We start from the raw sequence: 12806 nt of genomic DNA, 5'->3' as shown, positions 1-12806 counted from the left end.
GTTTCATTTTACTCGATTTGATCAGTTAATATTCGTCTTTGCGTAATCTTTCTTTCAACAAATATTTAAGTGCTGCAACACTCTATGTCTTTACAAAACGTCTGACTTCCGACTTCTTGTCGAAGGATATTGCCAGCTCGCTGCTAATGACATTTCAACAAAAATCCCCGCCAGTTCAGCCCTCAATCGGCCCAAACTTGGCGGGGATTCTGGCGGGGAACGTAACAATTTCCCCGCCAATCGTGTCCTTTGTATCTACCGAAAATGCCGTTAAATCAATATTCCGGGTTCAATTTACATGTACCTTTTATTCCCACTCAAGGAAAGTTGGCCCTCATGAAACGTTGCTACATCAGTGTTTAGAGGCTTCCGCTTTCCATTTTGGCAGGGTTTTGGCAGGCTAGTATTTTATTGACTGATTACCATTAAAATCGACGCCTGATTCAGTCGCCGAATCAAATTTGATGTTGCCACTCATCTTCGCCGCAAGCTCCTCATCGCCACGGCTCCACAAGTGTGAATAATGCTTCAACGTGATCTCTGGTGATGAGTGGCCTAATCGCTTTGATACATGTAACACATTCGCGTTAAATTCGTTGATCAAGTAACTCACATGTGAGTGCCGTAGACCTTTAGCTTGAATATCCACAACATCTGCCAGCTTCGCATACCGCGTGATCACTTTCATCACAGTTGAGCGGTACGTCGGCTTGCCTGTCGCACTCATCACAAAATTTTTCACGCCATGTGCTTCTTGAACGGCCTGCCACTCTTTCAATACAGCGATCGTATCATCATCAAGCGAAATGGTACGCATACCCTCTACTGTCTTGGTATATGGTTTGCGCGTCCAATCATTTTGGTTTCTGATATCGAGCGTATGATGAACGCGCATCTTCTTACTAGCAAAGTCAATATCGCTCCACCAAAGCGCCAGCCCTTCGCTGACACGAATGCCGGTCATGTAATAAACCCACAACATGACGAAACACATATGCTCGTAGAAGTCCTCGCAATAGATTTTTGACAGGACTGCTTCAAACTCGTCCTTCGTCCAAAAAGCGACGACAGCTTTACCTTTAGGAATGGCCTTAGTTCGCTTTGAAATATTACTTGATAGAAAGTTGAGTGTCACCGCATAATCCAACGTTGTTCGCAGCATTGTGTACACCAGCGACGAGTACGCTTGCGATAGTCCTGAATCATTAAGCAACCAGATACGGAACCGCTCACAGTCGCCAACTTCGATGTCACGTAACTTCATTTTACCGAAACAATCAGTAAGAATCTTCATGGTTGATTGCCGAGAGTTCCACGTACTATCTTCAACAATCGAGCGATAATATGGCTTATAGGTCTGAGCCATGAACTCGTCATAGGTCAAATTATAGTTGATCAGCCCGTTTGAAAGTTGATACTCATGCTTGACGCGAATTAGCTCTTTGTGCGCGGCATAGGCGGTAGCAAATGGCTGGCCTAACTGATCTTTACGACTTTTACATTGAATGCGCTCGCCGGTTGCTTTATCTACCCCCAATTCAGTTTGATAGAAGAATTTTCCGTTGGCGTCCGAATAGACACCAGTATATTTTGTTTTAGGCATGGTCTTGCTCCTCGTTTCCGAGTGAACAGCCAATGATTTCTTCGACAACGCTAAGTGGTACATCACCTAGCCGACGATTACTGTAAAACGGGTAGCCTCTTTGCACCATGATGATCTTGGCTTGGCGGATGATCATCATCGCGGTATGTTCGCGGTAATGACCAAGCCGCATCAATTCGGCTTTATTGATTGTACTGCTTTTCATGGTTACCTCACTTGTAATGTTTTCCCTGCCTGTGAGATAATCAATCCAGATAGGACCCATATCTTATCTGTGTGAGGTGACTACTTGCTTTGGACGGCATAGTCACCTTTTTGATTACCCACGATTTCTTGACGTTCGAGCACTGCACCATTACATAACAATGGTCGCACGATTCTAGAGCTTGTCCTCATTCTTCAACACGTAATCAATTTTCTTGACGATATCATCCAATTTGTCTAACGGCAATCGGGTAATCTTGCCTGGGAACATCCGTACTTTGTTGTCATCGTCTAGAATTGGCATTGCATCGTCATCATAAAGTGGATGCGGGGCAAAGAAATTCATCACATGGTCAACTTGGTAGGCAATCTTGTCTAGATCAGAAGCTGAGTAATGATCCATCAACGTGCCAATCTGGAAAATAGTTCTGATTCTCTCATCATATGCGTCGATGCGATCTAGGATTACTGGCACATCATTCAAGGCCACTTCTTTTGGCGAACCAAACAGCTCAACCGGTGTTGCATTAAACACCTTGGCAAATTTCTCAAGCGTCTCAAACGTTGGATAGCGCACCCCGCGCTCAATATTTGAGATGCTTTGTTTTTTTACACCAATCTTGTTCGCCAAATCCTCCTGCGACATATCGTACTGCTTTCGTAGACGCGCAATGTTACGACCGAAATTTTCAATCATTCTAATCACCTCGTTATTATTCGGGAAGTCCCCGTATGCACATCATAAATGGAGTCGTTTGTAAAGTCAACACGTATAGCCCAGAAAGTTACCAAATAGTTCGTTTTGTTTTTAATTGACATCTAGTGTTAAATGAATTATTCTGTATTTACGAACTCAATAGTTTCCACATGAGTTCTAATTGAACTACTAGAAAACTAAAAAGGAAGGTGAACATGAATGCTAGATGTATTTCAAGAGTCGCTCTCAATATAACTCTGAGTAGTATGCCCCGGTCGGCACGGCCAGCGGCATAAGTGCCGGCCGAGGGCAAAACACAATTCAGGGTGCCTTTCTAATAGCACCCTGTAAGGAAACAAATAAATGCGCAAACCAGCCTGCGCATGAGCATCAATACCGTGTTGCATCAAGTTTCCACGGCAATGTTAAAATTTGCGACTAGCCGCAACTTTAAGGAGGTGAACAATATAGCTACATCGCAACCTACCACGCAAAACGTACTCGGCAAAGTCGACTGGTTACAAATCATCTTCGTAAATGTCCAATGGCAAACCGTCTTCTCTGACGTCTTATTGATCACACCTGACTGCGTGACCAGTGAAGCTGGTTCGTTAAAGCACGAAGAGTATGACATTGTTTATGCCTGCGGATCAATTCGCTACTACACCACCGAAGACCATGGCACTCGCGGCACTCTCGTCATGAGCGGCCAAGCCTGTACCATGTATGAATGGGGAATGTTAGCATCCGATACCCAACAAAACGTATTCCAAGAACTCGCCTTACGGATTATCGAACTGGCAACCAACCGCGCTGCCACGTTTGAAATCAGTCGCCTCGATCTGGCGCTAGATGATTATAATACCAAGCCATTCTTTGGCATTGATACCATCATCGGCAAGGTACGCCGCAAGCAGTTCTTATCCAAGGGTCGTTCTGTACAATTAGTTGATAGTGAGTTCGATAAGCGTACTCGGTCTAAGACCCAACAAATCGGGTCTCGCGGCTCCGACTGCATGTTCCGATTCTATGAGAAGGGTAAAGAACTGGCGCATAGTCTCTCCGGTGTTGATCGCGAACAAATGTTGGAAGAAGCGCCACAAATTCGACTGGAAGCAGAAACTCGTCACGACACTGCCAAAAGTCTGCTGATGGCAATCGCATACATGACCAAAGAGCAAAAGCTAAGTAATCTCATTCGCGGTTTTGTCAAAACCGAACTGAACTTCTACACATCAACTGACTACACAACCGTCGCCCGCTGGTGGACGAACTTTCTCAAGCCTTGTTTTGTGCCGACGATTCGGCGACAAAAACCGCAAACAGACTTCGATAAGTCGATGTATTGGTTTGAACACCAAGGCGGCTTTGCAATCACCCAAGCACTATACTTCTTGGTCAGCCACCAGATGGTTGTGCCGCCTACACTGCTAGCGGAGGATCCAGAATACCTGTGGAACTCAGAGCTTGCCAACAAGTTGATTGATTTTGTGATCATCAATGACCGGCCAGACTTGGTTCCATTGATCCAAAGACGCATCAAAAAACCGCTCACTCCTGAACAGTGAACGGCTTAGGCAAATACCCAATGACAAGTATACTCAACTTTGAAAGGAAATTACACTATGGCTAAAATGTTAAGCATGCGCGATTTCGACTACTCCAAGATCGGCAACATCTTTGAACTAGACGAAGTCACCCCTAAAATGGCAACTGAAGAACGCCTTGATGATTCTGGCAACAAAATCATGGGCAATGATGGTACACCGCGGAAATTCAACACGGATGAAATTGTCGGCTATAAGTATTCCGTCACGATTCTGGAAGGTGAACATCGTAAGAAGTCCACTCAGATCACCGTTGCTGGTCTCGACTGTCCAATCAACAACGCGGAAATCATGAAACGTGACAGCGTGAAATGCCGCTTTACCAGCTTGGAACCGAGCATGGTCGGCAACCCCATCTACTACAAGGCTGAAAAGATTGAATTAGTGGCCCCGCAGGCCAAATAGAAACACTCTGGGCTACCCAATCTAAACGGGTAGTCCTTTTTCTCGCAATTCTACTTGGTCAGTTGCCGATAACGTTCAAACAGCATGGCGACGGTATCACTCTCGGTGGTGCCTTTAATTGTCAGCCCATATGCCCGCATAACGGCTCGATCATTATCTTGGTGGGCTTTGCGCAGTTCAGGAACTGTCGCCAACGGATCATAGAGATCAGCTAAGCTACTATCCGGGTAAAGTTTACGGGCATCGAGAATCCCCTGGGCTGTTTGTTCAATCTGCGCCTTTTGCTTATCATCAACTTCTGGCCACGGGAAATTAGAGTACGTAGATGGGGTATAGCGATAGTCACTCTTCATCCGTCCAGTAACTGTCCGCATCCATGCCATATGCACATTTGATGTCATCACACCAAACATAAATAAATCCGCGTTCGGCACTAAATATACCGTATTACTGGCGATAATATCTGGCGTCATCCAGCCAATCGGCACGTAGCGTCGGTTCTCACTAGAGACTTCTGGTACGACCAGATAATTCGAATCCGGTTGTCTAATTTGGGTAAACAACGCCGGAGTCTCAGCCAATGTCTGTACAGATTTCGTTGGACTTTGTCGTCGCATCTCTGCCACCGCAGACAAACGAGCCATAATTGGCGGAACGGATCGGAACTGATTTGGCGCTACATCCTTCAGCCATAAGCAATACCGCTCCAAGTTGTTGATGAAGTCTCTGGAGCCAACATAACGACGAATATAGCTTTCTGTTTGCGGGTACTGCTTAATTAACGCCACTCGTTCCGCCGGTGAAAGAATCAGATTACCGCCATCCACCGGCTTACTACCTTGCGACATCACTGGAAACTGAGAACCAGACACGCTAATCTTTCGCCGAGGTTGTGGGTAAACGTTCGCTCCTGCGGTCAGATACGCGTTGATATGGCCAACTAACTTCATCTGGCCGCCTTCATACAAGCGCTTCTTCTCCTTGCGTGGGTAGCTGGTGAATCCAATGATAACCACATGGACTTGTGCCTTTTCCTTGGCCTCACTACTCCATCGAAATGTCCGGTACGCAAATTGAATCTCAATGCCTTTCTCAAACAGTTTTGGCCAAAGTGTTGGCGCTTGCTCACCTTGCGTGATCGAGTTAGTCGAAACAAAGGCGACCTCGGTCGTCTTACCTTGAATGAAGTCAGCTGCTTTGTTGTACCACGCCGCCACATAATCCAGCTTGCCGTACTTGCTAAAATCATGGAAGGCAATATCCATATCCGCAGCTTGCGCTCGTGTCCGCTTCTCGTGACCATAAAATGGTGGATTGCCAATGATATAAGTAATCCGTTCACCGCCAACTACCGTTTCCCAATCAAGTCGGATGGCATTTCCTTCTGTGATGTTGGTATACGTCTTTAATGGTAAGAAGTCCATATTGGCGTAGACAATCGCCGCCGTTTCTTCCATCATCTGCGATTCAGCAATCCACAGAGCGGTCTTGCCAACGGATACTGCAAAGTCATTGATTTCAATGCCATAGAATTGTTGAATGGACACCTTAATCAATTCGTCATCGACTGCCAACATACTTTCATTCCCATAAATCAAGCTGATAACCTGATTTTCAAGCTTCCGCAATGATAAATAGGTTTCAGTCAGAAAGTTACCTGAACCACACGCTGGATCAAAGAAATGCAAGTTACCAAGTCGGGATTGAAAATCTGTTGCCCGTTGAATCATGGTCTTACGTTGCTTAATCTGCTTGATCTCAGTCAGTTCATCCCGGAGACCATCTAGAAACATTGGGTCGATAACTTTATGAATATTGGCAATCGAGGTATAGTGCATGCCACCTTCACGCCGCGTATCGGGGTTCAAGGTACTTTCAAACACCGCACCAAAAATTGTTGGACTGATCTCTGACCAGTCGAACTCCTTACTGGCTTTATCTAGAATCAAAGCGCGCAACGAATCAGTGAATTGTGGAATCTCAACTTCCTCATTAGCAAACATTCCGCCATTAACATACGGAAACTCAGCCAACTTTTCTTCCAGGTATGGGTCACGTTTATCGATTGGTGTATCCAATACACGAAATAGATCAATCAACGCCGTGCGCAGATGCCGTGTCTCAAATTCATTGAGATAGTCGTGAAACATACCGTGACGGCCAAAAATACCGGCATCTTCGGCGTACAGGCAAAACACTAGCCGCACAGACAACTCGTTAATACTACGCTGACTGCTGGCATTAGTAGGATCACGATATTGCGTGAAAAGTTCATCGTAAATCTTGCCAACCAGCTCACCGGCTTGCATTGAAACTTCCATCTCTTTATCGAGATGTGGGTTCAACTGATCAGCGATAAAGTCCAGACGATAATACTCAGTCGGTAAGTCCTTAAGCTGGATCACTGCCGGCTCGCCATTAGGTTGCTCCATATCGTATACAAAAAACTGGGTGAAGTTGCTCGTGATGATCCAGCGCGGCCGCTTAGAGTAGGGTAGATTAGCGGAGTACCGTTTTGCTTGCTCAAACGGGGACAGCAAACTGCCGTCAGATTGCCGGATGCCGTCAAACAAGCTCTTATTGCGGCCTTTCTGTTCAATTAGAACCTTAGTTGTGTCAATGAAGCCGTCAATAAAGCTGGTATGATCCAGCATTACTCGGTCTTCAAAGCTGATGTACTCACCGGGATTGGGAATATCATAAACAGTCTCCAGCAAGTCCAGCCAGAAGGTCTGGCTATCCTGTCGTTCATTACCACGATCTTGCCAACGTTTAACAAAAGCCGTGGCGGCACGTTTTTGATCTGCTTCCTTCATGAAACAGCCTCGATTCGTCAGTATTATATTTCAAGTATCACGCATCAACCATATAAAGAAAAGCGCCAGTCTCGAAAGTTCCGAAAACTGACGCTCACAAACATTGGGACATCTCTATATTCTAAGTGAATTCAACTTTGAGCTTCTTTCCCAGCGCAAAGGCAATCTTACTCATGGTGTCAAAGCTAGTATTCTGGCCATGCTCAATGCGTGCAATCGTTGATTGTGGTACGTCTGCCCGCTCGGCTAGTTCTCGTTGGGTCAAACCAGCGCGTTCACGCTCGCTCATCAACGCCACTGCGCTCTCAAGTTTGGCAGATTCGGCATCAAAGCCTGCCTTGAATTCAGGGTCTTTAAGTTGTTCAGCGAGATAATCGTCAAAAAGAATATTCTTTGCCATGTTACTTACCTCCCAAATTATCGTAGTATTCTGTCCTGAGTTCTTTCGCGTGATTAAGTTCAGATACCGGCGTCTTCTGGGTCTTCTTCGTGAAGCCATGCGTAATCACATAACGCGGGCCTTCAACGTGGAAGTACAAACCCCGCTGGATATTAGATCCCGTTGTCCGAAGCTCAAAGATGCCATCTGAGATTTTTCTGATCCACATTTGGCGCGCCGCCACCTGCAAACCAAATTTCTGTGTCTTAGCAATGACGGTGACCAGCTTCTGCTTTTCCACCGGCTTCAAACTATCTAAGAATTCTTGGAATTCATTGTGTCCACTTGGACGCGTGTAAAACTCGAACTTAGGATTTTCCATGAGTTCAGTATACACCGAACGAGTCTGAATATCAATATATGCTATCATGGTAACCAAAGTATTCAGCAATCAAAACTTGAGATCGTTAATAACTGATTTCACGTTGTCACGCTGTTTATTCTTAAGTTCACGCTCCCGTTCTTGTCTTTGCTGTTCCTGAATCACCAACTTCTTATACTGCTTGTTTGTTTCTTGGATCACTAATTTCAATGTCTCCAAGTGGTAGTCGCGCACTTCCTCAATAGTGGTTCCATCGAGAATAATTCGATTTCCGCGAACGCTTGCAATATCTCCTCGATGCATAGTCGTGAACCTTGGAGGAAACCGCCAATTTTGCAGGAATATTTGTTGCCAAACTCGATTAGGTGAATGATTCAAGTGAAACGGTACAACATACAATGCAGATCCCGGCGTACCATCGTTACGTGGCTGAGTTACCTCGTCAGAATCAATACTTGTCAACATGATCTGCATATTCTCGTCATCATCAACACTAGTCATCACCACATCAGATTCATCAGCGACTTTGACAACCTTTGATGAAGAGGAATTTCGACTAGAACGGTTAATCGTAGAAAGCCCCAAAATCGTTCTTTTGAGTTTCTCAAATGACCGCTGAAATAGTTTGGTTTCTACATTATCGGATAAGTCCGAAGCAAGCTTTGACGCCAAAAACACTGGAACGATTTCATCCCGATAAGCTTCAAAAGTGACAGGAAGAAATTTCTTCACTGCTTCATTCTTTGACAGGCTCGCCGCCATAATTGATGCTTCGTAGCCAACTCCACCCTGCCTGTCATCTGCACGTTTCTTATATCCCGGAGTAAGAATCACAATAATGTAGTCCGATTCAACAAGATTCCTTTCCATAAATAGTGGTAAGTCATCTCCAATTTCCAGATCGCGTTCATCAATGACAACATGAATTCCGTTTTCTTCCAGTAACTGAATAAGATGGTCAAGTTTTTCACCATCAGCTTCTGAGTGCAGGTATGAGATAAAAACTGTTTTCATACAAGGTCTCACTTTCTATTATGGTATTATCCAAGCTTAGCTCTCTAAATTTTACCACGAGTAATAGCTATTCCGATGAGAAAAGCCAGCCCAGATTTCTCTGAACTGGCTCTAAAGTTTGGCAGGATTTTGGCAGGGAACCAAGTAAATTCTACCCATTTCAACCCGTTTCACTTCATCTGAAATGCCGTTAAATCAAGCTTTTCACTTCAAGTGATACCTGCATTTTATTCCCACTCGAGCGTATCTTCAGCGGCGCTATCCCGCGTCATCACTAGGTTTCTATGCCTCAGCCACTGTTTTGGCGGGGAGTTTGGCGGGGCTTAGTTGATCGTACTTTACCGCCTGATTCCCCACGAACCGCACCTGATTCTGACCCGCCGTCTTGATCGTGATGTTCCCCGCAATCTGTTCGGCGATATCTGCATCCAGTCCGCCCCATAAGTGCGAGTAGTGCTTCAGCGTGATCTCAGGTGACGAATGGCCTAAGCGCTTGGACAACACCAGTACGGAGACGTTGAACTCATTGATGAGATACGACGCATGACTGTGGCGCAGCCCTTTGCCTTCGACTGGGTGCACCTGCGCCAACTTGGCGTAGCGGTGGATAATCCTCGAGATCGTGGACTTGGTCATCGGCAAGCCATCGTAGGTCATGACGAAATCATCTACCCCACCCAGACCGAAACTCTGCTGCACCTCGCGCCAGCGCCGTAGAATTGCCACGGTGTCATCATCAAGCGTCAAGATGCGCTTGCCGCTGTCTGTCTTCGTGTAGTCGTGGCGCTCCCAGTCATGCCGGTTCTTCATCACCAGCATGTGGTCAACGTGTAGCTGCTTCTTGGCGAGATCAACATCTCGCCACCACAGCGCCGTGCCTTCGTTGACGCGCACGCCAGTCAGGAAGTACAGCCACAACATCACGAAGTTCAGGTGACCGTAAATGTCATCAATGCAGATTTGCGCGATGACTTGTTCAAACTCAGCTTTCGTCCAGAACGGCACGCTGCTTTTAGCCTTAGGAATCGCCTTGACCCGCTTCGACACATTGCTGGACAGGTACTGCATCTGCACCGCATGGTCAAGGGACTTGCGGAAGCAGCCGAACACCAAACCAGCATAGCCTTGCGAGTAGCCCGCACCGCCGTCTTTTTCATCCGTGAGCAGCCACGTGCGGAAGTTCTGCACGTCGGTGATATCGATATCGCGCAACAGCTGGTCGCCAAAGCGGGCGATACAGATATCAAAGCTGCGATTACGGACAGCGAAGGTGCTTTCCTCCACGTCGGTTTTGTACGCTGGGATATACGCGTCTTTCATGAACTGGCGGTAGGTCATGCGAAAGTTCGTAAACCCATGCGCCTCATGATATTCACGCTTCACCCGCGTAAGTTCCTTGTTCGCCGCAAACGCAGTGTTGAATGGCATTCCTTGACTGTCCTTCCGCCCTTTCTTGCGGACGCGCTTGCCACTCATCTTATCGGTGCCCAACTCGGTTTCATAGTAGAAGTTACCTTTGGCGTCTATGAATACGCCTGGATATTTGGTTTTACTCATTCTCAACAGCTCCATTCATCGGTGACCCGAGAATGGACTCAACGACAGAACGCGGCACGCGCCCTAAGTTTCGGTTGAGATACAAGGGATAACCCTTTTGTACCATCCTTTGCTTCGCTTGTCTAATAATATTGCGCGCGGTGTGCTGCTTAAAACCTAATGCCATCAGATCTTGATAGCAGACAAAACTCTTATCCAATTACGTCACTTCCTTCTCATTGATTGAAGTGAGATAATCAAACCAGATAGGACCCAAATCTTATCTGTGAAGGGTGACTACTTGCTTTGGTCGGCATAGTCGCTCTTTTTTGATGTCTCACTCGGTTCTGAATCCGTCAAAACGCCGTTGCGGTGATGCTGATAGTGGTGAATCAAGTCCCAGTGGCGTTGCGTCAACTTGCCGCCGTCAATAATCGCCTTCAGCTCAGTAGTGCCATTGTACTGATCAATCAGCTGCAACATCTTCAGCGACGGCGCGACCTGCTTCTTGAGCCAACGGGTAATGTGCGCGTAACTCAATGGTTCAGGATTGGTAGAAAGTCGCAGCTTGTTGCGATAATTGCCGATGAAAGCATCCCAACGCGGATCTGTCGCCCACTGACTTTTGGCTTTGTGGCTCGGCGTCAAGAATCGCAAATAACGGTTGATGATGCCGAACACAACTTTCTCTGGATCACGCTCTGCCAACAGGTTCTTAATTGCCGCAGCGGCGCGCTTGCGACGTAGCCGGACTTCAAAGCGCGTGCGTATCGGCTGGTCTTCAATCGCAATCTCAGGGTGCTTCTGGTGTTGCTCAAAGGCTTTGTCGTAAATACAGAAGTAAACTTCACTTTGCGGCGACCCCAGATACAAAGTTCTGCCGGATACCTCCCACTGCTTGGTGCGATTATCACGAAAACCATGAAAACGCGAGGTGAATTCATCGCGGTCACACTTCTCAATCAAGGTCGGCACATCGAGCAGACCATTACGATCATTGATAGCAAGGTCAACGCGGGTGAAGTGACCATCAAGCGCAATGCAGGTCTCCAAGAAGTCGTACCAGGTGCGATCCTGCTGGCGCAAATAAGATTCAACGTAGCGGCAACCCTGACCTTTCAGCTCAATCATCGTGCCGCTGTCTTCGCTTGGATCATAACCGTCTGCATTCACATCTTGATATGGCGACAGTAGCACGTCAATCTCACCGCATTTCAAGGTCGCCGCGTACCCGTATCGCGCTCCTTCCTTAAGGTTGAAGTGATTCGGGTTGATCTGGAACAATTCCGTCACCAGTTCCTCATAGTCGTGCGACTTGAATGTGACGCCCAAGTAATCAATACATACGTCAATGTTGTTCTGGCCGGTCAGTGACCGCAGCGCTAACGTCAACCGCAATCGTGCTTGCTTGTTAATCGGATTCCTCCCTGTCAGCAACTGGTTGAGATGTGATCGACTGTAATCGGCCATCTTCGCTAATTGGCCCTGAGTGATCTTGTGCGTGCGCATCTCATCATGAAACTGGTTTAGCCAGTCGGTATTCGTCATACCACCGACTAAGTTCAAATCTTTCAGCATGTTAGCTCCTTTCGAAGCGACCTGACAGCAAAGCCACCTATCCGCTGACGCAAAGTGGCTTGCCACCGGCGCTTTCGTCCTACTTACGTGTATTTTGTCTCTAATATTTGCCCCCCTATTAGAGACCGGGGGCTTGTGGCGGCCGGCTAACGCCGACCGCCGCCGCTCGCGCTAGCGGCTTTCGCGTTGCACGCCGCGCACGGCGGCGTACGTTGTAAGACCCTTCCGGAAGGTCTGTGAGAACTTTCGCTCTCAATATATACAGACAGTTTGTCGGACGCGATTTGAAACAAAAATTCGAACTGTAACGTGTTCTTAATATGGTTAGTTGCCTAACACGCTGACACCACACCGACAATGTCGGCCATATGAACAGTAATATTGATTCACTTTCTGCGCTGTTCCGAAAATAAAAACAAATCCCGCGTTTTACAATCAAGTTAGCCACTATCGTTAGTACTCAGACAAAATAAAAAACACCAAGTCGATACGACCTGTTATCATTAAAGTTCCTACACAATTAATGAAAGAGGTATCGTCTTGATGCAAGAACAGAATATCATGTCTCACACCAAAGGTCACCAT

General features: G+C 46.6%; 12 protein-coding genes. 2 read left to right on the top strand and 10 right to left on the bottom strand.

Annotation, left to right across the window (positions count from 1 at the left end; genetic code table 11):
* Positions 1 to 400 precede the first annotated feature (400 nt).
* The 3 genes from ACYVRZ_RS08265 to ACYVRZ_RS08255 all read right to left on the bottom strand — a co-directional run bounded on the left by ACYVRZ_RS08265 (position 401) and on the right by ACYVRZ_RS08255 (position 2504).
* Positions 401 to 1603 carry a tyrosine-type recombinase/integrase gene (locus ACYVRZ_RS08265; protein WP_461226144.1) on the bottom strand — a complete coding sequence of 401 codons (1203 nt, stop codon included), beginning with the start codon at positions 1601 to 1603 and terminating at the stop codon, positions 401 to 403.
* On the bottom strand, positions 1596 to 1808 hold the full coding sequence (locus tag ACYVRZ_RS08260) for a DUF3173 domain-containing protein (protein WP_125753897.1): 213 nt from the start codon (positions 1806 to 1808) through the stop codon (positions 1596 to 1598). The genes ACYVRZ_RS08265 and ACYVRZ_RS08260 overlap by 8 nt, the downstream gene beginning before the upstream one ends.
* Positions 1809 to 1982: 174 nt before the next feature.
* Positions 1983 to 2504 (bottom strand): helix-turn-helix transcriptional regulator, encoded by a 522-nt coding sequence (locus ACYVRZ_RS08255; protein ID WP_461226143.1) that lies wholly within the window; start codon positions 2502 to 2504, stop codon positions 1983 to 1985.
* 383 nt (positions 2505 to 2887) lie between these two features.
* Here ACYVRZ_RS08255 and ACYVRZ_RS08250 point away from each other — a divergent pair, with 383 nt between their 5' ends.
* Positions 2888 to 4072, top strand: coding sequence for a replication initiation factor domain-containing protein (locus ACYVRZ_RS08250; protein WP_461226142.1), 1185 nt, complete (start codon positions 2888 to 2890; stop codon positions 4070 to 4072).
* A gap of 57 nt (positions 4073 to 4129) precedes the next feature.
* The gene (locus tag ACYVRZ_RS08245; RefSeq protein ID WP_125753899.1) at positions 4130 to 4516 is read left to right on the top strand and encodes a hypothetical protein; all 387 of its coding nucleotides are present in this window, start codon (positions 4130 to 4132) and stop codon (positions 4514 to 4516) included.
* Positions 4517 to 4566: 50 nt separating this feature from the next.
* Here the strand turns inward: ACYVRZ_RS08245 and ACYVRZ_RS08240 are convergent, their stop codons facing one another.
* The 7 genes from ACYVRZ_RS08240 to ACYVRZ_RS08210 all read right to left on the bottom strand — a co-directional run bounded on the left by ACYVRZ_RS08240 (position 4567) and on the right by ACYVRZ_RS08210 (position 12221).
* Positions 4567 to 7332 carry a DNA methyltransferase gene (locus ACYVRZ_RS08240; protein WP_461226141.1) on the bottom strand — a complete coding sequence of 922 codons (2766 nt, stop codon included), beginning with the start codon at positions 7330 to 7332 and terminating at the stop codon, positions 4567 to 4569.
* A 121-nt stretch (positions 7333 to 7453) separates the two neighbouring features.
* On the bottom strand, positions 7454 to 7732 hold the full coding sequence (locus tag ACYVRZ_RS08235; protein ID WP_125753901.1) for a helix-turn-helix domain-containing protein: 279 nt from the start codon (positions 7730 to 7732) through the stop codon (positions 7454 to 7456).
* Between the two features lies 1 nt (position 7733).
* Positions 7734 to 8093, bottom strand: a complete 360-nt coding sequence (locus tag ACYVRZ_RS08230; protein WP_003589709.1) for a type II toxin-antitoxin system RelE/ParE family toxin — start codon at positions 8091 to 8093, stop codon at positions 7734 to 7736.
* A 69-nt stretch (positions 8094 to 8162) separates the two neighbouring features.
* On the bottom strand, positions 8163 to 9107 hold the full coding sequence (locus tag ACYVRZ_RS08225) for a toll/interleukin-1 receptor domain-containing protein (RefSeq protein ID WP_125753902.1): 945 nt from the start codon (positions 9105 to 9107) through the stop codon (positions 8163 to 8165).
* A 282-nt stretch (positions 9108 to 9389) separates the two neighbouring features.
* Complete coding sequence (locus ACYVRZ_RS08220; RefSeq protein WP_128492344.1) at positions 9390 to 10664, bottom strand: tyrosine-type recombinase/integrase; 1275 nt, start codon at positions 10662 to 10664, stop codon at positions 9390 to 9392.
* On the bottom strand, positions 10657 to 10863 hold the full coding sequence (locus ACYVRZ_RS08215) for a DUF3173 domain-containing protein (protein ID WP_033572650.1): 207 nt from the start codon (positions 10861 to 10863) through the stop codon (positions 10657 to 10659). The genes ACYVRZ_RS08220 and ACYVRZ_RS08215 overlap by 8 nt, the downstream gene beginning before the upstream one ends.
* Positions 10864 to 10940: 77 nt before the next feature.
* A complete protein-coding gene (locus tag ACYVRZ_RS08210) occupies positions 10941 to 12221 on the bottom strand; it encodes a replication initiation factor domain-containing protein (protein WP_461226140.1) in 1281 nt (426 codons plus the stop codon).
* Between the last annotated feature and the right edge of the window lie 585 nt (positions 12222 to 12806).

Source organism: Lacticaseibacillus suihuaensis (assembly GCF_054785075.1).
This window is presented reverse-complemented; position numbering and strand designations above follow the sequence as displayed.

What these genes read in the sequence shown, in the direction of transcription:
- ACYVRZ_RS08265 (WP_461226144.1), bottom strand. Translation starts at nt 1,603, where the DNA reads ATGCCTAAAACAAAATATACTGGTGTCTATTCGGACGCCAACGGAAAA.
- ACYVRZ_RS08260 (WP_125753897.1), bottom strand. Translation starts at nt 1,808, where the DNA reads ATGAAAAGCAGTACAATCAATAAAGCCGAATTGATGCGGCTTGGTCAT.
- ACYVRZ_RS08255 (WP_461226143.1), bottom strand. Translation starts at nt 2,504, where the DNA reads ATGATTGAAAATTTCGGTCGTAACATTGCGCGTCTACGAAAGCAGTAC.
- ACYVRZ_RS08250 (WP_461226142.1), top strand. Translation starts at nt 2,888, where the DNA reads ATGAGCATCAATACCGTGTTGCATCAAGTTTCCACGGCAATGTTAAAA.
- ACYVRZ_RS08245 (WP_125753899.1), top strand. Translation starts at nt 4,130, where the DNA reads ATGGCTAAAATGTTAAGCATGCGCGATTTCGACTACTCCAAGATCGGC.
- ACYVRZ_RS08240 (WP_461226141.1), bottom strand. Translation starts at nt 7,332, where the DNA reads ATGAAGGAAGCAGATCAAAAACGTGCCGCCACGGCTTTTGTTAAACGT.
- ACYVRZ_RS08235 (WP_125753901.1), bottom strand. Translation starts at nt 7,732, where the DNA reads ATGGCAAAGAATATTCTTTTTGACGATTATCTCGCTGAACAACTTAAA.
- ACYVRZ_RS08230 (WP_003589709.1), bottom strand. Translation starts at nt 8,093, where the DNA reads ATGGAAAATCCTAAGTTCGAGTTTTACACGCGTCCAAGTGGACACAAT.
- ACYVRZ_RS08225 (WP_125753902.1), bottom strand. Translation starts at nt 9,107, where the DNA reads ATGAAAACAGTTTTTATCTCATACCTGCACTCAGAAGCTGATGGTGAA.
- ACYVRZ_RS08220 (WP_128492344.1), bottom strand. Translation starts at nt 10,664, where the DNA reads ATGAGTAAAACCAAATATCCAGGCGTATTCATAGACGCCAAAGGTAAC.
- ACYVRZ_RS08210 (WP_461226140.1), bottom strand. Translation starts at nt 12,221, where the DNA reads ATGCTGAAAGATTTGAACTTAGTCGGTGGTATGACGAATACCGACTGG.